The 18,718-nt window shown below is 64.2% G+C and carries 22 protein-coding genes; 9 read left to right on the forward strand and 13 right to left on the reverse strand.

Annotated elements, in window-relative coordinates:
* Positions 1-120: 120 nt before the first annotated feature.
* The 4 genes from mepA to BQ8482_RS01580 all read right to left on the reverse strand — a co-directional run bounded on the left by mepA (position 121) and on the right by BQ8482_RS01580 (position 4,087).
* On the reverse strand, positions 121-1,215 hold the full coding sequence (gene mepA / locus BQ8482_RS01565; RefSeq protein ID WP_123145984.1) for a penicillin-insensitive murein endopeptidase: 1,095 nt from the start codon (positions 1,213-1,215) through the stop codon (positions 121-123).
* Between the two features lie 136 nt (positions 1,216-1,351).
* Entirely contained in the window at positions 1,352-2,257 is a 906-nt protein-coding gene (locus BQ8482_RS01570; RefSeq protein WP_123145985.1) for an SDR family oxidoreductase, read from the reverse strand.
* On the reverse strand, positions 2,254-3,414 hold the full coding sequence (gene queG, locus BQ8482_RS01575) for a tRNA epoxyqueuosine(34) reductase QueG (protein ID WP_123145986.1): 1,161 nt from the start codon (positions 3,412-3,414) through the stop codon (positions 2,254-2,256). Before queG ends, BQ8482_RS01570 begins: the two co-directional genes overlap by 4 nt.
* Positions 3,395-4,087 carry a glutathione S-transferase family protein gene (locus BQ8482_RS01580; protein ID WP_123145987.1) on the reverse strand — a complete coding sequence of 231 codons (693 nt, stop codon included), beginning with the start codon at positions 4,085-4,087 and terminating at the stop codon, positions 3,395-3,397. The genes queG and BQ8482_RS01580 overlap by 20 nt, the downstream gene beginning before the upstream one ends.
* Before the next feature lie 197 nt (positions 4,088-4,284).
* Between BQ8482_RS01580 and BQ8482_RS01585 the strand changes: the two genes are divergently transcribed.
* On the forward strand, positions 4,285-5,091 hold the full coding sequence (locus BQ8482_RS01585) for an undecaprenyl-diphosphate phosphatase (protein ID WP_123145988.1): 807 nt from the start codon (positions 4,285-4,287) through the stop codon (positions 5,089-5,091).
* A gap of 210 nt (positions 5,092-5,301) precedes the next feature.
* Here BQ8482_RS01585 and BQ8482_RS01590 read toward each other — a convergent pair whose 3' ends face one another.
* Positions 5,302-6,360 (reverse strand): class I SAM-dependent methyltransferase, encoded by a 1,059-nt coding sequence (locus BQ8482_RS01590; protein ID WP_123145989.1) that lies wholly within the window; start codon positions 6,358-6,360, stop codon positions 5,302-5,304.
* A gap of 128 nt (positions 6,361-6,488) precedes the next feature.
* Between BQ8482_RS01590 and BQ8482_RS01595 the strand changes: the two genes are divergently transcribed.
* Positions 6,489-7,427, forward strand: a complete 939-nt coding sequence (locus tag BQ8482_RS01595; protein ID WP_244602592.1) for a LysR family transcriptional regulator — start codon at positions 6,489-6,491, stop codon at positions 7,425-7,427.
* Between the two features lie 57 nt (positions 7,428-7,484).
* On the opposite strand, the gene BQ8482_RS01600 is transcribed toward BQ8482_RS01595, so the two are convergent.
* Together BQ8482_RS01600 and rsmI are read right to left on the reverse strand one after the other, a co-directional pair.
* Positions 7,485-7,862 (reverse strand): YraN family protein, encoded by a 378-nt coding sequence (locus tag BQ8482_RS01600; RefSeq protein ID WP_123145990.1) that lies wholly within the window; start codon positions 7,860-7,862, stop codon positions 7,485-7,487.
* On the reverse strand, positions 7,855-8,802 hold the full coding sequence (gene rsmI / locus BQ8482_RS01605) for a 16S rRNA (cytidine(1402)-2'-O)-methyltransferase (RefSeq protein WP_123145991.1): 948 nt from the start codon (positions 8,800-8,802) through the stop codon (positions 7,855-7,857). The genes BQ8482_RS01600 and rsmI overlap by 8 nt, the downstream gene beginning before the upstream one ends.
* A 169-nt stretch (positions 8,803-8,971) precedes the next feature.
* On the opposite strand from rsmI, the gene BQ8482_RS01610 reads away from it, so the two are divergent.
* Positions 8,972-9,169, forward strand: coding sequence for a hypothetical protein (locus tag BQ8482_RS01610; protein WP_123145992.1), 198 nt, complete (start codon positions 8,972-8,974; stop codon positions 9,167-9,169).
* A 7-nt stretch (positions 9,170-9,176) separates the two neighbouring features.
* Positions 9,177-9,362: a hypothetical protein gene (locus tag BQ8482_RS01615; protein WP_123145993.1), complete on the forward strand. Its 186-nt coding sequence runs from the start codon at positions 9,177-9,179 to the stop codon at positions 9,360-9,362.
* Between the two features lie 87 nt (positions 9,363-9,449).
* Here BQ8482_RS01615 and hemW read toward each other — a convergent pair whose 3' ends face one another.
* The 4 genes from hemW to rph all read right to left on the reverse strand — a co-directional run bounded on the left by hemW (position 9,450) and on the right by rph (position 12,583).
* Positions 9,450-10,613: a radical SAM family heme chaperone HemW gene (gene hemW, locus BQ8482_RS01620; RefSeq protein WP_123145994.1), complete on the reverse strand. Its 1,164-nt coding sequence runs from the start codon at positions 10,611-10,613 to the stop codon at positions 9,450-9,452.
* Positions 10,610-11,272 carry an RdgB/HAM1 family non-canonical purine NTP pyrophosphatase gene (gene rdgB / locus BQ8482_RS01625; RefSeq protein WP_123145995.1) on the reverse strand — a complete coding sequence of 221 codons (663 nt, stop codon included), beginning with the start codon at positions 11,270-11,272 and terminating at the stop codon, positions 10,610-10,612. Before rdgB ends, hemW begins: the two co-directional genes overlap by 4 nt.
* Entirely contained in the window at positions 11,272-11,682 is a 411-nt protein-coding gene (locus tag BQ8482_RS01630) for a VOC family protein (RefSeq protein WP_123145996.1), read from the reverse strand. The genes rdgB and BQ8482_RS01630 overlap by 1 nt, the downstream gene beginning before the upstream one ends.
* 184 nt (positions 11,683-11,866) lie before the next feature.
* Positions 11,867-12,583, reverse strand: coding sequence for a ribonuclease PH (rph, locus tag BQ8482_RS01640; RefSeq protein WP_123145998.1), 717 nt, complete (start codon positions 12,581-12,583; stop codon positions 11,867-11,869).
* 134 nt (positions 12,584-12,717) lie between these two features.
* On the opposite strand from rph, the gene hrcA reads away from it, so the two are divergent.
* The 5 genes from hrcA to BQ8482_RS01665 all read left to right on the forward strand — a co-directional run bounded on the left by hrcA (position 12,718) and on the right by BQ8482_RS01665 (position 17,024).
* Entirely contained in the window at positions 12,718-13,818 is a 1,101-nt protein-coding gene (gene hrcA, locus BQ8482_RS01645; protein WP_123145999.1) for a heat-inducible transcriptional repressor HrcA, read from the forward strand.
* A 136-nt stretch (positions 13,819-13,954) separates the two neighbouring features.
* Entirely contained in the window at positions 13,955-14,152 is a 198-nt protein-coding gene (locus BQ8482_RS01650; protein WP_029347942.1) for a hypothetical protein, read from the forward strand.
* A gap of 207 nt (positions 14,153-14,359) precedes the next feature.
* Positions 14,360-14,977: a LysE family translocator gene (locus BQ8482_RS01655; protein ID WP_123146000.1), complete on the forward strand. Its 618-nt coding sequence runs from the start codon at positions 14,360-14,362 to the stop codon at positions 14,975-14,977.
* A gap of 186 nt (positions 14,978-15,163) precedes the next feature.
* Entirely contained in the window at positions 15,164-16,144 is a 981-nt protein-coding gene (cysK, locus tag BQ8482_RS01660; RefSeq protein ID WP_095495917.1) for a cysteine synthase A, read from the forward strand.
* 253 nt (positions 16,145-16,397) lie between these two features.
* Positions 16,398-17,024 carry a glutathione S-transferase family protein gene (locus BQ8482_RS01665; RefSeq protein WP_123146001.1) on the forward strand — a complete coding sequence of 209 codons (627 nt, stop codon included), beginning with the start codon at positions 16,398-16,400 and terminating at the stop codon, positions 17,022-17,024.
* Positions 17,025-17,038: 14 nt separating this feature from the next.
* On the opposite strand, the gene BQ8482_RS01670 is transcribed toward BQ8482_RS01665, so the two are convergent.
* Both BQ8482_RS01670 and BQ8482_RS01675 read right to left on the reverse strand, forming a co-directional pair.
* Entirely contained in the window at positions 17,039-18,289 is a 1,251-nt protein-coding gene (locus BQ8482_RS01670; protein WP_123146002.1) for an RNA polymerase sigma factor, read from the reverse strand.
* Positions 18,289-18,642 carry a YciI family protein gene (locus tag BQ8482_RS01675; RefSeq protein WP_027155901.1) on the reverse strand — a complete coding sequence of 118 codons (354 nt, stop codon included), beginning with the start codon at positions 18,640-18,642 and terminating at the stop codon, positions 18,289-18,291. Before BQ8482_RS01675 ends, BQ8482_RS01670 begins: the two co-directional genes overlap by 1 nt.
* Positions 18,643-18,718 lie beyond the last annotated feature (76 nt).

Here is an 18,718-nt window from a genome sequence, read left to right on the forward strand (position 1 = left end):
GGGCCTTTCTCCCCGTCACTATACGGGGAGAAATGCCCGGCAGGGCAATGAGGGGCAGCGCCGACCCCAACAAGTTGGTCGTCTTCAACATCAGTGGAAGCCGAGGAGATTATCCTGGCCTCAGTTCCCCGGTCGCGGCCGTGGCAGTGGGATGCCGATCTCGGGCGTCGCCGCGAAGGCGTTGACCGAGGCCGGAAGCGCTGCCCCGCCGCTTGCGGATGCCCGCGCCGGCGCCGGCGCCGTCATGATAACGGGTGCAGCCGCGACCGCCACGCCGTCGCCATAATAGGTGACCGCCTCCGCCGAAGCCGGATCTGGCCCATCGAGCACGGCCTGGCATGCTGCGGGCAGGCTCGCCATGGTCATGACGTCGCGCGCTTTCGGCCTATCCGGGTTCTTGTTGGGACGCCACGGTTCCTCCGTGAACCACCATGCCAGCGATTGGTCGCAGCCGTCGCCGGGCGCCGTGTTTTCCTGCGCTTTGCAATTGGGCGAGCCGGGCTGGCAGCCGATGCGGATGTGGAAGTGATAGTCGTGGCCCCAGAACGGCCTGACCTTGCGCAGCCATGCGCGGTCGCCTTTCACCGTGTCGCAGAGCTTCTTCTTGATGCCGGGATTGACCAGGATGCGCTCGACTTCCGCGTAGCTTGCCGCGCGCTTCAGGAGCCGCATATGCGCCGGCACCCAGAGCGCATCTTTCACCAGGTGGGTTTTTTCGTTGACAAGCAAGGTGGCGCTCATGTTTTCGCGCTGCTCGAGCGAAAGCTTGCGGTCGGGCATCGGCGTCAGCCAGATGTCAGCGTCGAGGCCGATCTGGTGCGAGGCATGGCCGCTCAGCATCGGGCCGCCGCGCGGCTGCGAAATGTCGCCGACCAACAGGCCGGGCCAGCCGTCGGCCGCGGCGTCGCGCGACAGTTTCTCGATCAGCGCGATCATTGTCGGATGGCCCCAGCGGCGGTTGCGCGAAGGCCGCATCACCTCCCATTTCGGGCCGTCCAGGGGAATGGCGACGCCGCCGGCAAAGCAGCCCTTGGAATAAAAGCCGATCGATTGCGGCGCAGCCACGGCCGGCAGCTTTTTGGCGCCGAACAGGTTTTTCGCCAGCTCTTCGGCCGCTGCAGGTCGCGCTGCAAGCCCTGCTATGGCGAGAATGGCGAGCGCTGCTAATGCATGTCGCCCAAAAGTGCGCAGCGGTTTTGGGACAACGACATGCATAAACAGAGAGCTAAAGCGCGTTGCGACGCGCTTTAGCAGCAGCGTTCTACCGGGCAATGATCGCTTCAACGTTTTCATGAGGCAGAACCCCTCTGCGATTTAGTCGAATCATATCACGCCCGGCGCGCGGTTTCGATCACGACCGCTTCATCGGGCTGCGCGCCTCGCCGTCGCGCCAGTTGCCCTCAGCCCACATATGGTCGAAGGCCACCCGGTAGTCGGGAAAGCGGAAGCGATAGCCGGCAGCCTTGATCGCCGTGTTGGCGACACGCTTGTTCTCGCCATAGAAGGACCGCGCCATCGGCGAAAGCTGGGCGGTCTCGAACGGAATTTCGGGTGGCGGTGTGACGCCCATCAGCCCCGCGGCATAGGCGACGACGTCCTGCGGCGGCGCCGGCAGGTCGTCGGTGACGTTGAAGATGCCGCCGCGATTGTCCTTGAGCAGATGCCAGAGCGCCTCCGCAATGTCGTCGCAATGGATGCGGTTGAACACCTGGCCCGGCTTGACCAGCCGCCGCGCGGTGCCGTTTTCCAGACTGACCAGAGCATTGCGGCCCGGCCCGTAAATGCCGGAAAGCCGCAGGATCGCCACCGGCCGGCTGATGTCCCGACCCAGTTTCAGCCAGTCCTGCTCGGCGGCGACACGCAGCATCGAGCGCTTCGACAGCGGCCGGCATTCGGCGGTCTCGTTGACCCAGCCGCCGCCGTGGTCGCCATAGACGCCGACGGTGGAGAGATAGGCGATCCATTCGAGCGCCGGCATCTCCGCCGCGATTGTCCCGCGCGCCGCATTCAGCACTGGATCGCCGGCCTCATCCGGCGCCACCGAGACGACGAGATGGGTTGTTTTTTTGAGCGCGTCGCTGATTTCGGGCGTCAGCGCGCCGTCGAAAAGCAGTGGCTGGATTCCGGCCTGCCGCAGCGCTTCGAATTTCTCCGACGCGCGTGTCGTGCCAAGGATCGTGCCGGCATCCCTGTTGGCGCGGGCAAATGCCTTGCCCGAATAGCCGGCGCCGAAAATGAAGATCTGCTTCTGGCTCATGCATGCGCCTCGATTTGATTTGCCAGCGCCAGGCGCCATTCGCGTCGCACGGCCTCGTCGCCTTCTGCTTTCAGTGCAGAGCTCGCACATTTGGCAAATTCGGTCTCTGGCACAAGCCGCGACAGCGCCCATACCGCCGCGCCGCGCACCAGAGGCGAGGCATCGCTGAGCAGCGCGCACACGGCGTTGCCGAGCGAGGGTTCGCCGGAATTGCCGGCGGCGATCAGCACATTGCGGATAAACCGATCGCGACCGATGCGCTTGATCGGCGAACCAGTGAAGAACGACCGGAAAGCAGCGTCATCGAGCGCTAAGAGATCGGCGAGCGGCGGTTCGCGCAAGTCCGCGCGGGCGACGAGCTTTGCCTCGGATGCCGTCTGGGCAAACTTGTTCCACGGGCAGGCGGCGAGGCAGTCGTCGCAGCCATAGATGCGGTTGCCGATTTTTTCCCGGAACTCATGCGGGATCGGGCCCTTGTTCTCGATGGTGAGATAGGAGATGCAGCGTCGCGCATCGAGCCGGTAGGGAGCCGGAAAGGCGTCGGTCGGACAAACGTCGAGACAGGCGCGGCACGAGCCGCAATGGTCGTCCTCGGGCGTATCGGGCGAAAGCTCGGCCGTCGTGAAGATGGTGCCGAGGAACAGCCAGGAGCCATGCTCGCGGCTGACCAGATTGGTGTGCTTGCCTTGCCAGCCGAGGCCGGCGGCTTCTGCCAGCGGCTTTTCCATCACCGGGGCGGTATCGACGAACACTTTTACGTCGCCACCGGCGCGGGCTACGATCTTGCCGGCGATCTCTTTCAGCCGGCCTTTCATCACGTCGTGATAATCACGGTTCAGCGCATAGACGGAGATTGCGCCGCGCTCGCGCTTCACTAGGACCGCGCGCGGGTCGTGGTCGGGGCCATAGTTCATGGCGAGCACAATGATGGAGCGAACTTCGGGCCAAAGTGCCGTGGGCTCGCCGCGGCGCTCGAGCGTCTCGGCGATCCAGCCCATCGAACCGTGAAAGCCGTCGGCGACGAATTCGGCCAGCCTGGCCGGCGCCTGCGGGATGGCATGTGGCGTGGTGACGGCAACGGCATCGAAACCGGCGCGCCGAGCCTCGCGGTCGATCAGCGCGCGCAGGTTTTGCGCTCTAGAAATCGAGGTCCGCATAATGTGACACCGGCGAAAGGCCGCGCACCCGGTCGGACAATAGCGGCCGGAATGATGGCCGTGATTTCACCCGTGCATACCATTCGCGCGCGGCAGCATGTTCACGCCAGTCGATCTCGCCGAGATAGTCGAGCACGGACAGCGCAGCCGCAGCCGCGAGGTCGGCATAGGTGACCTTGTTGCCGGCCAGCCAATGGCGTGTGCCGGCCAGCCAGTTGGTGTATTTCATGTGCTGGCGGATATTGGCGCGCGCTGCACGGATCGCCGCCGAATCAGGCGAACCGCCGCCCGCCGTTTCCGGCATGACCGGCTTCAGCACGCGCTCGCGCACCAGATGCCGCGTCACCTCGCCATCAGCCTTGCTGAGATACCAGTCGGTCAGCCGGCGGATTTCGGCGCGCCCCATCGGGTCCTCGGCGAACAGCCGCTTGTCGCGCTTGAGCACGCCGCGCGTCTCGTCGAGATATTCGGCGATGACCATGGCGCCGACGATCGGCACGTCGCCCTCGGCAAGCAGGATCGGCAGCGTGCCGGCCGGGTTCAGCGCCAGGAACTCCTTGCGCCGCATCCACGGCTTTTCCTCGATCAGCGCCAGCTCCTCGCCATACTCGCCGAAAGCGAGGCGAACGAAGCGGCAGGTGGCGAACATTGGGTGGTGGAAAAGCGTCAGCATGGTCCCGCGATAATAGAGCGCACTGGCAAATCGCCGGCTGCGCCGGTAAGTCTTGGCCGCCCCGATTCAGAGGCTGCCCGGTTCAAAGGGCCGCCCCGATTCAGAGGACCGTCAGGGTGCTGCGACCTATAGGAGGAGTTCCGCGCCATGACAAGCAAGCCGTTCTTCAAAGCCCTCACTCGAACGCCGAGGTTGCCATGGAAAGCCAGACCATCGTCGAAGCGCTGCTGCTCGGGATGATAGAGGGCATGACCGAGTTCATTCCGGTCTCGTCGACTGGCCATATCCTGCTTGCCGGCCATTTTCTCGGCTTCCATTCGACCGGCAAGGCCTTCGAGATCCTGATCCAGCTTGGCGCCATACTGGCTATCCTCAGCGTCTATTTCCATCGTCTGTGGCAGATGCTGGTCGATCTGCCGCGTGATCGGGTGACGCGGCATTTCGTCCTCGGCATCCTCGTCGCCTTCCTGCCGGCCGCCGTCATCGGCGCACTGGGGCATGGCTTCATCAAGACGGTGCTGTTTGAATCGCCGAGGCTGATCTGCGTCATGCTGATCATCGGCGGCGTCGTCCTGCTGTGGGTGGATCGCTTCAAGCCGAAGCCGCTCTACCATGACGTCGAGCGGTTTCCGCTCCGGCTCTATCTGCAGATCGGACTGTTCCAGTGCCTTTCGCTGATCCCCGGCACATCGCGCTCCGGCTCGACGATCGTCGGTGCGCTACTTCTGGGCGTCGACAAACGGGCGGCTGCGGAATTCTCCTTCTTCCTCGCCATGCCGACGATGGTCGGCGCCTTCGCCTTCGACCTGTTCAAGAACCGCAATGTGCTGACCAGCGCTGATCTGCCCATAATCGCCGCCGGTTTCATCGCGGCCTTCGTCGCGGCGCTTATCGTCGTGCGATTCCTACTCAACTACGTCTCGCGCCACGGCTATTCGCTGTTCGGCTGGTGGCGGCTGGTCATCGGCACCGTCGGCCTGGCGGCGCTGTTCGTCTGGGGGTAAGGCGGCACAGTTAGTTTATCGCCATTCGGCCGTCGCTGATTGGGCTCCTTAAGCCACTTCCGCAACAAACTAGCCCCCGAGACGGGTCCGTCACGCCGAGATCGCCACCGACGTCTTCAAGCAGATCACGGAACCTGTCGAGAATGGCGATCATGGAGGGCGATAGCTTTCTCCGATCACTTGGAGCTGCAATTTCTATCGACGGCCGCGCTAGGGGCGGGCCTCCAGCACCATGTTGAACGGCGTCTCCGTGGCGCGACGGAATCGCTTGAAGCCGCCGCCGGTCACCACCTTGCGTAGCCTCGCCTCGCCGGCCTGGGCGCCAAGCCCGAGCCCGACTTCCTGCGACAGGGACGCGGGCGTGCACACGAACGTGGAAGCGGCATAGTAAACGCGTCCGACGGGATTGAGGTTCGCCGCTAGATGATCATGCGCGAACGGCTCGACGATCATCCACGTGCCATCCGGCTTGAGCGACCCGTGGACATGGCTGGCGGCGCCCGCCGGGTCGCCCATGTCGTGAAGGCAATCGAAAAAAGCGACGAGGTCATAGGTGCCGGGATAGGTCTTGGCGGCCGCCACCTCGAAGCGCGTGTTGGCGCCGACACCGGCTTCCTCGGCGGCCTTGCGGGCGCGCTCGATCGAAGGGGCGTGATAATCGAAGCCGACGAAGCGCGAATTTGGGAAAGCACGTGCCATGAGCACCGTCGATGCGCCATGACCGCATCCGACATCCGCGACCTCCACGCCGCGTTCGAGTTTCTCGACTACGCCCTCCAGGGCCGGCAGCCAGGAGTCGATCAGATTGGCATTATAGCCTGGACGGAAGAACCGCTCCGTACCGCGAAACAGACACGCGCTATGATCGTGCCATGCAACGCCCTTACCGGACTGGAATGCCTGCCTCACCTTTTCTTCGTCGAGCCACAGCGCGGATAGGACCTCGAATGCGCCAGCCATGAAGGCCGGGCTATCTTCATCGGCGAACACCAGCTCCTGCTCGGCGTTGAGATAGAACTCGTCCTTAGCTTCATCGTAGTCGACGTAGCCTGCCGCCGCCTGCCCGGAAAGCCATTCCCTTACAAGGCGTTCCTGGGTGCCGGTGCGTGTCGAAAGTTCGGTGGCCGTCATCTTGCCGCCTTCGCGCAATGCCTTGAACAGGCCGAGTCTGTCTCCCAGCAAGACCCCCGCGCCCGTAGCGATCGCACCGAGATCGCCGACCATTTTCCCCAAGAATGCGTCCAACTTTTCCTGACTCGCTTCAGACATCGGAATCTCCCTTTGGGCTCTCTCCAACCGCGTTCGGCGACGCCCGATCCTGGTTCAGATCGGCTCCGGCAGCGGCCAAGCTGCCATAAAGGCTGGTGAAGTTTACTTGAGCGTGAGGGCGGCGGATAATGCCGAATTATCATCGCGACGATGCAGACGAGACATCGGCGAGGGGGCGTTTCATGGAGATGCACGAAATCCGCTATTTTCTGGCGGCCAGCGAGACTCTCAACTTTCATCGCGCGGCGGACCTCGTTCACGTCGGCCAGCCTGCGCTGACGCGGGCCATACAGAAGCTGGAGGCGGAACTTGGCGGCCATCTTTTCCACCGCGAGAAAACCCGCGTCCGGCTCACCGATTTTGGCTGTCTGATGCGGACCCATCTGGACGAAGTTTTCCGGCGTTCGGAGACTGCGAAGAGCACGGCCAGGAGTTTTCTCTCTCTGGAAACCGCGTCGCTGACGCTCGGGGTGATGTGCACCATAGGCCCGCTGCGCTTCATCGGTTTCCTCAATGCCTTTCGAGAGCGCTATCCAGGCATAGAAGTGACAGTGATCGAGGGCCCGGCAAGCCATCTCACCGATCTTCTGATGGAGGGCAAGCTTGACGTCGCGCTGCTGGCCAGGCCCGAACCATTCGGCCATGGTCTGAAGGCGGATCCTGTTTACCGGGAGCGCTTCGGGCTCGCCTTCTCGACCGGCCATCCTTTTGAGATGCGCAATACGCTTCATCTTACCGACGTCCGCGGCGAAGCCTATCTTGAGCGCATCAATTGCGAATATGGCGATCACATAGACGGGCTATGCCGGAATATCGGCTTCGATATCCGCAGCGCCTTCCGCAGCGAGCGCGAGGATTGGATTCTGGCGATGATCGCTGCGGGCATGGGTGTCTGCTTCATCGCGGAGTACTCGGCCAGCCATCCCGGTGTCTGTCACAGGCCCGTCGTCGACCCTGAAATCATACGCGAGGTGTCACTCGTTTCAGTGGCCGACCGCTTGCCCTCACCTGTTGTCTCGGCTTTTGCCAAGGCGGTGAAGGAGCACGACTGGCAAACGGCCCAATAGGTGCCCCGGTCGGCACCGTCGGCCTGGCAGCGCTGTTCGTCTGGGGGGACGGCGCACTTAATTCCGCCCGTAAAAAACATTCTCGACATGTACCGGCCAGCGCCACGGCAGCACCGCGACCATGTCGAAGCGCACCGACAATCTGCCATAGTCGGATTGGCGCGACAGCCAGAGATCGGCGGCGCTTTCGATGCGGCGCTCCGATTCGTAAGCGATAGCCTCCATGGCTTCCATCAGTGTGCGGCGCGCCTTCACCTCGACGATCAGCACCAGGTCGCCGCGCCGCGCGATCAGGTCGATCTCGCCGAACCGCGTGCGGTGGCGGCGCGCCAGGATCCGGTAGCCCTTCACCATCAGCGCCGCAGCCGCCAGCCACTCGCTGCGGTGGCCGCGCCGATAGGCCCGCTGGCGGCTGGCGACCGGGCGTTCAGCCATCGCCGTGTTTCCCGGTGTCGCCCTCTTTCCCGGTGTCCCGGTTCTTCCCAGTATCCTTGAGTTCAAGCAGCCGCCGGTAAAGCGCCTGTTTCTGTCCGCCGGTCATCTTGGCGGCTTCCGCCGCCGCCTTGGAGGCCGGCATCTCAGCGGAAAGCGAAAGCAGCAGCCGGTCGATGTCGGCTGGTTCGTCGGCGGTTGCTTCCGACGGGCCGACGCAGATGACGATCTCGCCCTTCGGCGTGTCGGCGGCCGCGTAATGATCGGCGAGCGACTGCAAGGTGCCGGTCCGCATTTCCTCGAAGGTCTTGGTCAGCTCGCGGCCGATCGCGGCCTTGCGGGCTCCCCCCAGCGCCTCGACCATGGCACTGAGCGTCTCGGCCAGCCGTCGCGGCGATTCGAAGAATATCAGCGTCGCCGGCACCGCTTTCAGCGCTTCCAGCCGCGCCAGCCGCTGTCCAGTTTTCACCGGCAGGAAGCCGGCAAACAGAAAGGCGTCGGAGGGCAGGCCGGACGCCGTCAGCGCGGCCAGCGGCGCCGACGGGCCGGGGATCGGCACGACACGAATGCCCTGGTCAAGCGCCTCGCCGACCAATCGGTAGCCGGGATCGGAGATCAGCGGCGTGCCGGCGTCCGAGATCAGCGCCACGCTCTGCCCGGCCAGCAAGGCTGCGATCAGTTTTGGGCCGGCCTCGGCGGCATTGTGCTCGTGATAGGCAGTGGTGCGGCGGCGGATGCCGTAGCGGTCGAGCAGCACGCGGCTGACACGCGTGTCCTCGCAGGCAACGATATCGGCGGCGGCGAGCGTTTCAAGCGCGCGTAATGTGATATCGGCGAGATTGCCGATCGGCGTCGCCACCAGATAGAGCGCCGGCGCGAGCGGCCGGGCTGGTATTTCGGTCTGGCCGATCACATAGCTGCGTCTTGCCAACTCGCCGGTCACCGGTGTCCCCCGTCAGGCTCTGACACTTTGAATGCATTCGGCCCTGTTTGGCACGGCTCACGCTCGGTTGCAAAACCCGTGCCGAAGTGAAGCGCTCGCCATGCCTTCGCCACAGTACGGAACGAAACCATGCCCGGCGGATTTACCCCCTGATCTCGGGAGGAGCAGGATGGACAGTCTCAAGATACAGGACGTTTTCGAACCCTACTATGCAGGGCGCAAGCGCTTTGCCGCGCGAAAGGACAAGGGTCAGCCTGCCAAAACCGGCGCCGGTTTGGCCAAAAAGCCGCGAAAGCGTCGTCCTTCAAAGGCAACCGACCTGGAAATCAAGCCCTCGACCGGCACCGGCAGCACGATGGAGCACTGACCAGACGATGCCCAATCGCTTCGACATTTTCATCACCCGCCTTGAAACGAAAAGCTCCCGCAACGGAGCGCCGTCACATCCCAGCGATCAAAATCGTGCCCGCCGCGACAAGGGCGACGCCAAGCCGGCTCGCTCCGGTGAGGCGGACACCGAGAAAGACCACGCCAAGGGCCGCCACAAACACGACGCCTAATTCCTCGGCCCAGAGGGCGCGCTGTCCCCTTCCCCATCAAAGGGTCTGCACTCCTGCTCCGCCCCTTAATGACGAAGGCATGGTGCTCTACCGCGCCAAATCCGCCACCACCGCATCGAGCACGATCATGCCGGCCGGCGTGGCGCGCAGGCGGGCATTGCCGATCGGCGCCACCAAGCCCTCGCCCTGCAGCACCGACAGCCGCGCCGTCGACAGGCTGCGGCCGGAAAACGCCTCGTAGCGGGAGAGGTCTATGCCTTCGGCCAGCCTCAGGCCCATCAGCAGGAACTCGTCGGCCTCTTCCGAGCGCGTCAGGATCTCGCCGCCGGTGACGCCATGGCCCTTGGCCTCGACCAGATTGGCCCAGGTTTCCGGCATTCTTTCGGCGATCGTCACCACGCGGCGACCGTTTTCGATGAAGCGGCCATGCGCGCCGGGACCGACGCCGACATATTCGCCATAGCGCCAATAGGTGAGATTGTGCCGGCTTTCCGCACCTGATCTGGCGTGGTTGGAAATCTCGTAGGCCGGAAGTCCATGGGCGGCGGTGATCTGCTGCGTCAGCGCGTAGAGATCGGCGGCATGGTCATTGTCGGGAATGACGAATTTCCTGGCCGCATGCAGCGCGTGGAACGGCGTGCCTTCCTCGATGGTCAGCTGGTAGAGCGACAGATGGTCGGCGGCGTGGTCGATCGCCTGTTCCAGCTCCGCCTGCCACGCTTCCGGCGTCTGGCCGGGCCGTGCGTAGATCAGGTCGAAGGACAGCCGCGGAAAGATCTCACGCGCCAGGCCGATCGCATGTAGCGCTTCATCGACATTGTGCAAGCGGCCGAGGAAGCGCAGATCCTTGTCGTTCAGCGCCTGCACGCCAAGCGACACGCGGTTAACGCCCGCCGCCCGGTAGCCGCGAAAGCGCTCGGCCTCGACCGAGGAGGGATTGGCTTCCAGCGTCACCTCGATGCCGGCGGGCACCGTCCAGTTCTTCGCCACCGCGTCCAGCACCGTCGCCACGGTTTCCGGCTTCATCAGCGATGGCGTGCCGCCGCCGAGAAAAATGCTGGTCACCTCGCGCGGTCCGGTGCGGTTGCGCATTGTCGCAAGCTCGGTCTCGAAGGCGCGCGCAAAACGCTCCTGGTCGACCGGCTGGTGGCGGACATGGCTGTTGAAGTCGCAATAGGGGCACTTGGCCGCGCAGAACGGCCAGTGGACGTAGACGCCGAAGCCGGGGCTGCGGTCGAGCAGCATGGTCATTTCACGCCCGATCGTGCCAAATCCAGTCTGGCTTGCGCGAATTTCTGGAAGGCGCGGGCGCGGTGTGACAATGCCGTCGGCTGGCCGGGCTTCCAGCCATGTTTTTCCTCTGCGGTCATCTCGCCGAAGGTCTTTTCGAAACCGTCCGGCACGAACACCGGGTCGTAACCGAAGCCGAGTTCGCCGCGCGGCGGCCACACCAGCGCGCCATCGACCTCGCCTCGAAAATATTCGGCTGCACCGTCGGGAAAGGCCAGGCAGATGACGGCGACGAAGCGGCCCTTGCGCTGCGCAGGCGCGACCGCGCCGACTTCCTGCAACGCCACTTCCGCTCGCTGCATCGCCATGCCGAAGTCGCGGGACCCGTCCGGCGCCTCGGCCCAATTGGCCGTATAGACGCCGGGCGCTCCGCCCAGCGCATCGACACACAGGCCGGAATCGTCCGATAATGCCGGCAGGCCCGTCGCCTTGGCGGCGGCAAGAGCCTTGATATAGGCGTTCTCCTCGAAGGTGGTGCCAGTCTCGTCCGGCTCCGGCAGGCCGTATTCCTTGGCCGACTTCGCTTCTATGCCGAATGGCGCCATCAGATCGGCGAATTCGCGCAATTTGCCGGCATTATGGCTGGCAACGACAATTCTGTGCCCATCAAGCGAATGCATCAGAGGCCCCAGATTCTTGGTTCGGCGAATTCGATCGAATTGCCAGAAGGGTCGCGAATATAGATCGAGCGGCCGCCTTGCGGCCATTCGAACTCGCTTTCGATGGCAATCTTCTTTGCTTCCAGATGCGCTCTCCAGAGCGCGATCTCATCCGCGTTTGCCGCAAAGCAGAGATGGCCGTCGCCGACAGTGCCGTGCGGCGGCACCCTCAGCCTGGCATCGGGCGCCGGCGGCACCTTGGTCGCCTCGGCGTTGAAGATGAGCAGCACGCCGTCCCCGCAACGGAAGAAAAGATGCCTGCCGTCGACCTTGCCCAGCAGATCGAGCCCGAGCACATCGGTGTAGAAGGTTTCCGCAGCAGCGAGGTCTGTGACGTATAGTGCTGACTCAAGGATAGCGGAGGGTTGCATCAGGCACCCCCCTCTGGCCTTCCGGCCATCTCCCCCGCAAGGGGGGAGATTGGCAGCTTCTGCGTCGTCGCGCACCCTTCGAGGTTGGAGATTGGCGAAGGCCGAAATGACATCCCATCTCCCCCCTTGAGGGGGAGATGGCCGGCAGGCCAGAGGGGGGCGGACAAGCTCGGCATTTTCAGGACTACGCCACGGCCATCTGCTGCAGGCTGACCAGTCGCTGGATGCCCTTCTTGGCCAGTTCCATCAGCGCCGTGAACTGCTCTTCCGAGAAAGGCTCGCCCTCGGCCGTGCCTTGGATCTCGACGATGCCGCCCTTGCCGGTCATGACGAAGTTGGCGTCGGTGCCGGCCGAGGAGTCTTCGAGATAGTCGAGGTCGATGACCGGCTGGCCGTCATGGATGCCGCAGGAGATAGCCGCGACATGGTCCTTCAGCACCTTGGCGACGCTGGCCATCTGCCGGGTTTCCATCCAGCGCAGGCAGTCATGGAGTGCCACCCAGCCGCCAGTGATCGAGGCTGTGCGCGTGCCGCCATCGGCCTGGATCACGTCGCAGTCGACGGTGATCTGCTGCTCGCCGAGCGCCTGCAGGTCGACCACGGCGCGCAGCGAACGGCCGATCAGCCGCTGGATTTCGAGTGTGCGGCCGCCTTGCTTGCCGGCCGAAGCTTCGCGGCGCATGCGCTCGCCGGTCGAGCGCGGCAGCATTCCGTATTCCGCTGTCACCCAGCCCTTTCCAGAATTGCGCATCCAGCCCGGCACTTTTTCCTCGAGGCTGGCCGTGCACAGCACATGGGTGTCGCCGAACTTCACCAGGCACGAACCTTCCGCGTGCTTGGAGACGCCGCGCTCGAAGGAGATGGCGCGCATTTCGTCGAATTGGCGTTTAGAAGGGCGCATTCAGGCTTTTTTCCTATCTTTTTCGGAATCGTGGCCGGCTTGTAGCCGCATGGGGCGCAGGGCGCAAAGGAAAATGGCCGGTTGCGCGGGTGTGGCCGAAGTCTATATCTTTGGGCCGGAGGTATTTGGCTCGAATGACCAAGGCAGTCGATCCCGGTTCGCAGTCGGCGGCAGTGCTCCAGTCGCCCGCACTCCAGTCGCTCGACATGCGCTCGCGCGACATCTTTCGGCGCATTGTCGATTCTTATCTGAAGGACGGCGAGCCGGTCGGCTCACGCAGCCTGTCGCGTATCCTGCCGTCGTCGCTGTCGCCCGCCACCATCCGCAACGTGATGAGCGATCTCGAGCATCTTGGCCTGATTTATGCGCCGCATATCTCGGCCGGCCGATTGCCGACCCAGGCCGGCCTGCGCTTCTTCGTCGATGCTTTTATGGAGCTTGGCGACCTCTCCGACGAGGAGCGCCGCACCATCGAGGCGCAGGTACGCGCCTCCGGCTCGGGCGCGACGCTGGAGCATCTGCTCACCGAAGCCAGCCAGATGCTGTCCGGCATGTCGCGCGGCGCCGGCCTCGTGCTTGCCGCCAAGAACGAGGTGCCGCTAAAGCACATCGAGTTCATCCAGCTCGAGCCGAACAAGGCGCTGGCCGTGCTGGTGTCGCAGAACGGCGACGTCGAAAATCGTGTCGTCGACCTGCCCGCCGGCATCACCGTCTCGCAATTGCATGAAGCCTCGAACTTCCTCAATGCCCATATCCGTGGCCGCACGCTGGCCGAGGCGCGGATCGAGATCGCCCGCATCAAGGAAGAGACCAAGGCCGCCCTCGACACGCTGTCGCAGGATCTGGTCGAGAAGGGCCTTGCGGTCTGGGCAGGCGCCGAGAGCGGCCTGCCGGCGCGTCTCATCGTGCGCGGCCGAGCCAACCTGCTGGAAAATGTCACCGCGCAGGCCGACATCGAGCTGTTGCGGCATTTGTTCGAGGATCTGGAGACGCAGGACGGGCTGATCCAGCTTCTCGACCTTGCCGAGGAAGGCTCCGGTGTGCGCATCTTCATCGGCTCGGAAAACAAGCTGTTTTCGCTGTCCGGCTCGTCGCTGGTCGTGGCGCCCTATCGCGACAAGGACGCCCGCGTCATCGGCGCGCTCGGCGTCATCGGCCCGACCCGGCTGAACTATGCCCGCATCGTGCCGATGGTCGACTATACCGCGCAGCTTATTTCCCGCATGCTGCGATAATGTATGTCGCCCAAAAGCCTGCCCTCGGTTGAGCAGCGGTTTGGGATAACGACATGCATAAAAACAAGAAAGCAAAGCGCGTCGCAGGAACCCTTCCAACCGCGACGCGCTTTGGGTGGACCTCAAGGAGAAAAAAATGGCGCTGGAATCATTCAAAGCTCAGATCAGCCTGTTGCTCGAGCAGATGATCAACCAGCCTGAGGATCAGCATGAAGTGCAGGAGCAGCTGCGCGAAAAGCTGAGGGAAATGCGCGCCATGGGCCTGCCGCTGCCGGCCGATCTCGTCGCGCTGGAAAAGCGCCTCGACGACGATTTCTACGCGGCCGGAAATTGAGGCGACGACCAAAACGGTCGATTTGCTTCAACTCTCCGTGTGCTGAACCACTCAAAGCGGAACTTGATCGGCGGGTTCGTTCGGCCGGCGGCGCTGGTGCAATCGAATTCGTCCCTCAGGGAGTACACGCCTGCCCGCCTTTGTGCGACAAGGCTCAGTCTTAAAAGGTCGATTCCGATTTCGGGGTCATGCGCTAAGGCCGAAACCATGACCCTCACCGGATTCCTCGCTTATAGCGCGGCCCTCGGCATCGCCGCCGCCATTCCTGGCCCGGGGCTTACCGCGCTTATTGCGCGTGCGCTCGGGTCCGGCTTTCGCTCGGCGCTCGCAATGTCCTTCGGGCTGATGCTCGGCGATCTCACCTATCTCACCGCCGTGGTGCTCGGCCTCGCTCTCGTCGCGCAGACCTTCGGCATGGCCTTCCTGGCGATCAAATGGCTGGGCGTCGCCTATCTCGCTTTCCTTGGCTGGCGCTTCTGGACGAGCGGCATCACGCCCGAAACCGTGCAGGCGAAGAAAGGCAGGGGCGGGCTGGTGTCGAGCTTTATTGCCGGCCTCGCCGTTACGCTCGGCAATCCAAAGACAATGATCTTCTATCTCGCCATCACGCCGACCATCGTCGATCTGAAGACGATCACACTCGCCGACTACGGCATCCTCGTGGCGCTCACGCTCGTCGTGCTCCTGGTGGTGCTGGTGCCCTATCTGGCGCTGGCGGCCAAAGCGCGCGGGTTCCTGAAGTCGCCGCGCGCGCTGAGGGCGCTGAACCGCACCGCCGCCGGTTTCATGGCCGGCGCGGCGGCTGCGATCGCCGCCCGGCAATAGGCCACTTTTGGCCTCGGCTGAAATGCTTTTCCGGGCGACGGTGTTTTCAGCATGCGACCCACTCGGATATTTTCAAACGGCAGACTATCTTGCGCGGCCGAAGGCTTTATCCTGCCTGGTCGAGACTTAGCTGCCTGACTCTTGCCCGTCTGACTCTTGCCCGCCTAACTCTTGGGAGCGAAACCAATGAACAAGCCCGCCACCACCGCGCATGCGCCGGGCCGCGGCCGCATCTACAATTCGATCACCGAGACGATCGGCGACACGCCGCTGGTGCGGCTCGACAAGTTCGCCAATGAAAAAGGCGTCGTTGCCAATCTGCTGGCCAAGCTCGAATTCTTCAACCCGATCGGCTCGGTCAAGGATCGCATCGGCGTCTCGATGATCGAGGCGCTGGAGGCATCGGGCAGGATTGCACCCGGCAGGACCACGCTGATCGAGCCGACCTCGGGCAACACCGGCATCGCGCTCGCCTTCGCCGCCGCCGCCAAGGGCTACAAACTGATCCTGACCATGCCGGAAACCATGTCGGTCGAGCGCCGCAAGATGCTGGCGCTGCTCGGCGCCGAACTGGTGCTGACCGAGGGGCCGAAAGGCATGAAGGGCGCCATCGCCAAGGCCGACGAACTGGCTGCGACGCTTCCCGATGCCATCATTCCGCAGCAATTCGAAAACCCGGCCAATCCGGAAATCCACCGCCGCACCACGGCCGAGGAAATCTGGAACGACACCCAAGGCGAAGTCGACATCTTCGTCGCCGGCATCGGCACCGGCGGCACCATCACCGGCGTCGGCCAGGTGCTGAAGCAGCGCAAGCCCTCCGTGCATGTCGTCGCCGTCGAGCCGGAAGCCTCGCCGGTGCTGTCGGGCGGTCAACCCGGCCCGCACAAGATCCAGGGCATTGGCGCCGGCTTTGCGCCGAAGATCCTCGACACGACGATCTATGACGAGATCGTCAAGGTCTCTAACGAGGATTCGGTCGCCAATGCGCGGCTCGTCGCCCGCCTCGAAGGCGTGCCGGTCGGCATCTCCTCGGGCGCTGCGCTGCAGGCGGCGATCGTCGTCGGCTCGCGGCCGGAGAACAAGGGCAAGAACCTGGTGGTCGTCATCCCATCCTTCGCCGAGCGCTATCTGTCGACGATCCTGTTCGAAGGGCTGGGGGCTTAGGTACACTTCGTCATCCCAGGGTCTCCGCGACGTCGCTACGCTCCTGCTCCGCCCTCGAAGGTAGGTGGGCTTAAGCCAATCTCGAGGGTTTGCGCTAGTCCACCTAAGGGGCGGCATGCTCCACCCGTGCACCGAGGACCCAGATGGCAGCGCTGGACCGCTGAAAAAACACCTGTGGCGGCCGTCGCTCACTTGAGTGGAGCGGTGCTTCCGGCTCAAATCGCCGCTGACCTGCAGGCCGACGGAGAATTTGATGTACAGGCTTTATACGCGCCCCAACACCGGCGGCTTTGTGGTCGAGGCGGCGCTCGCTTTGGCGGGCGTGCCTTTCGACCAGATCGACGTTCCGAAGTCGGCCTCGCTCGATCAGGCCTTTCTCGACATCAGCCCCTTGAACCAGGTCCCGGTCCTGATCTTGCCGGACGGAAATTCGATGACTGAGTCGGCGGCGATCTGCATCCTGCTCGCCGAACGTCACCCGGAAGCAGCTCTGGCGCCGGCGGTGAGTTCGCCCGCCCGCGCCGACTTCCTGCGATGGATGACGTTCATGTCATCGGTCATCTATTCGGCTGACCTGCGGTTCTTCTACGCTCATCGCTACACGGCCGATCCCGGCGGCGTGGAAGCCGTCAAGCAGGCGGCGATCTCGGAAATGGATCGCGGCTTGGCCATTCTCGATGCTGCCCTCGAGGGCCGCGACTGGCTGGTCGGCGACCGGCTCTCGCTGGCCGACATCTATCTCGTCATGCTGGTGGCCTGGCATCCCGAGATTGAAAAGGTCCCCAGCGCCTGGGAGAATATCGAACGCCTGTGGGCCATGTTGCGCGAGCATCAGGTGATGAGGAAGCTGAACGCCTCCCACGCCATGTGGCCGGCCTGAACGGATCGCCAGTCTCAGGCTTTTTCCACGCGGCCGAGTCCCGCCCGCCGTTCCTGCAGGAACCGGCGCACGGCCGGATCGCGTTCGAGGCCGATCGCCCGGTTATAGGCCTCGGCCGCTTCCCGGGTTTTGCCGAGCCTGGCCAGGAGGCCCGCGCGGGCGGCCCAATAAGGCTGATAATCATGCAGCCGTTTGTCGTCGCCAAGCCCATCAAGTGCGCTCAATCCCGCCGCGGCGCCGTCGGCCTCGGCGATGGCCACCGCGCGGTTGATCGATACCACCGGCGAGCCGGCAATCACCGACAGCGCATCATAGAGCTGTTTGATCGCGGCCCAGTCGGTCCGGCCGGTCAGCCGCCTTGTCGTATGGGCGGATTGCACGGCTGCCTCGAGCTGATAGCGGCCGACGACGCCCTTGGCCGCGGCGTGCTTCAGCAATGTCTCCGCTTCGTCAATCAAGGCCCCGTCCCACAGCGCAAGCTCCTGCTCGGCCAAAGGCACATAGTCTCCGGCGGCGTTGCGCCGCGCCGCACGCCGTGCCTCGGCAAACAGCATCAGCGCCAGCAGGCCAAGCGCTTCCGGCTCATCCGGCATTAGCGAGGCTACCAGCCGGCCGAGCCAGATGCCTTCGGTCGCGAGATTGCGGCGGCGGGTTTCGGTGCCGGCCGGGTCGGACCAGCCTTCGGCAAACGCGGCGTAGATCGCTTCCAGCACCGCATCCAGCCGCTCGCCGAGCTCGGTTCTTTCGGGCACCCGGAACGGAATGCCGGTCTCGCGGATGCGGCTTTTGGCGCGCACCAGGCGCTGGCCCATCGTTGCCGGTGACACCAGGAAGGCCGAGGCGATCGTCGCTGCGTCGACGCCCAGAATGGCCTGCAGGATCAGCGGCGCGCGCACGCCGGCCTCGATCGCCGGATGGGCACAGGCAAACATCAGCCGCAGCCGCTCATCGGGCAGGTCTTCATCGATCATACGGGTCTCCTCGGCGATCAGCCTGAGATGGTCGCGGCTCGCCTCGCTGGTCAGTCGCCGCCGGATCGCGTCGACGCGGCGTCGGCGCGCCACCGCCAGCAGCCAGGCTTCCGGCTTCTGCGGCACGCCGGTTTGCGGCCAGCGCTCCAGCGCCGCCGCAAAGGCGTCAGCCAGCGCGTCCTCGGCGCCGGCCACGTCGCGCGTGCGGGCGGCGAGGAAGGCGATGAGCTTGCCGTAGCTTTGCCGGGCGGCCGCTTCCGCTGCCGCCCGGGCGACCTCCGGGTCATTCGTCATCACATGGTTTGTTCCCAGATCGGCCGCACCTCGACCGTGCCGGTGCTGGCAGCTGGGCATCGCGCCGCCCAGGCAATCGCCGCGTCGGCGTCCTCAGCCTCGATCATGTAGAAACCGGCGAGCTGCTCCTTGGTATCGGCATAGGGACCGTCGAGCACGTTGGTCTTGCCGTTGGCCATCCGCACCGAGGTCGCGGCCTGGGTCGGCTTCAGCCGGTCGCCGGCCAACCAGGAGCCGGACTTCTTCAACGCCTCGGTATAGGCGCCATAGGCTGCGCTGATCTCGTAGGTCTTCTCCGTCGGCGCGGCCGCCATCGCGGCTTCGTTCACGTAGATCAAAAGCATGTATCGCATGGTCTTCTCCATTTTCGAAGGCCGCATCGTTGCAAGCCGAACGTATGTCGCGCGGCCTCGCGCGATTTCGACAGGC

It is taken from the genome of Mesorhizobium delmotii, assembly GCF_900149755.1.
Classification (GTDB): Bacteria; Pseudomonadota; Alphaproteobacteria; order Rhizobiales; family Rhizobiaceae; genus Mesorhizobium; species Mesorhizobium delmotii.

What these genes read in the sequence shown, in the direction of transcription:
- mepA (WP_123145984.1), bottom strand. Translation starts at nt 1,215, where the DNA reads ATGCATGTCGTTGTCCCAAAACCGCTGCGCACTTTTGGGCGACATGCA.
- BQ8482_RS01570 (WP_123145985.1), bottom strand. Translation starts at nt 2,257, where the DNA reads ATGAGCCAGAAGCAGATCTTCATTTTCGGCGCCGGCTATTCGGGCAAG.
- queG (WP_123145986.1), bottom strand. Translation starts at nt 3,414, where the DNA reads ATGCGGACCTCGATTTCTAGAGCGCAAAACCTGCGCGCGCTGATCGAC.
- BQ8482_RS01580 (WP_123145987.1), bottom strand. Translation starts at nt 4,087, where the DNA reads ATGCTGACGCTTTTCCACCACCCAATGTTCGCCACCTGCCGCTTCGTT.
- BQ8482_RS01585 (WP_123145988.1), top strand. Translation starts at nt 4,285, where the DNA reads ATGGAAAGCCAGACCATCGTCGAAGCGCTGCTGCTCGGGATGATAGAG.
- BQ8482_RS01590 (WP_123145989.1), bottom strand. Translation starts at nt 6,360, where the DNA reads ATGTCTGAAGCGAGTCAGGAAAAGTTGGACGCATTCTTGGGGAAAATG.
- BQ8482_RS01595 (WP_244602592.1), top strand. Translation starts at nt 6,489, where the DNA reads ATGCCGAATTATCATCGCGACGATGCAGACGAGACATCGGCGAGGGGG.
- BQ8482_RS01600 (WP_123145990.1), bottom strand. Translation starts at nt 7,862, where the DNA reads ATGGCTGAACGCCCGGTCGCCAGCCGCCAGCGGGCCTATCGGCGCGGC.
- BQ8482_RS01610 (WP_123145992.1), top strand. Translation starts at nt 8,972, where the DNA reads ATGGACAGTCTCAAGATACAGGACGTTTTCGAACCCTACTATGCAGGG.
- BQ8482_RS01615 (WP_123145993.1), top strand. Translation starts at nt 9,177, where the DNA reads ATGCCCAATCGCTTCGACATTTTCATCACCCGCCTTGAAACGAAAAGC.
- hemW (WP_123145994.1), bottom strand. Translation starts at nt 10,613, where the DNA reads ATGACCATGCTGCTCGACCGCAGCCCCGGCTTCGGCGTCTACGTCCAC.
- rdgB (WP_123145995.1), bottom strand. Translation starts at nt 11,272, where the DNA reads ATGCATTCGCTTGATGGGCACAGAATTGTCGTTGCCAGCCATAATGCC.
- BQ8482_RS01630 (WP_123145996.1), bottom strand. Translation starts at nt 11,682, where the DNA reads ATGCAACCCTCCGCTATCCTTGAGTCAGCACTATACGTCACAGACCTC.
- rph (WP_123145998.1), bottom strand. Translation starts at nt 12,583, where the DNA reads ATGCGCCCTTCTAAACGCCAATTCGACGAAATGCGCGCCATCTCCTTC.
- hrcA (WP_123145999.1), top strand. Translation starts at nt 12,718, where the DNA reads ATGACCAAGGCAGTCGATCCCGGTTCGCAGTCGGCGGCAGTGCTCCAG.
- BQ8482_RS01650 (WP_029347942.1), top strand. Translation starts at nt 13,955, where the DNA reads ATGGCGCTGGAATCATTCAAAGCTCAGATCAGCCTGTTGCTCGAGCAG.
- BQ8482_RS01655 (WP_123146000.1), top strand. Translation starts at nt 14,360, where the DNA reads ATGACCCTCACCGGATTCCTCGCTTATAGCGCGGCCCTCGGCATCGCC.
- cysK (WP_095495917.1), top strand. Translation starts at nt 15,164, where the DNA reads ATGAACAAGCCCGCCACCACCGCGCATGCGCCGGGCCGCGGCCGCATC.
- BQ8482_RS01665 (WP_123146001.1), top strand. Translation starts at nt 16,398, where the DNA reads ATGTACAGGCTTTATACGCGCCCCAACACCGGCGGCTTTGTGGTCGAG.
- BQ8482_RS01670 (WP_123146002.1), bottom strand. Translation starts at nt 18,289, where the DNA reads ATGACGAATGACCCGGAGGTCGCCCGGGCGGCAGCGGAAGCGGCCGCC.
- BQ8482_RS01675 (WP_027155901.1), bottom strand. Translation starts at nt 18,642, where the DNA reads ATGCGATACATGCTTTTGATCTACGTGAACGAAGCCGCGATGGCGGCC.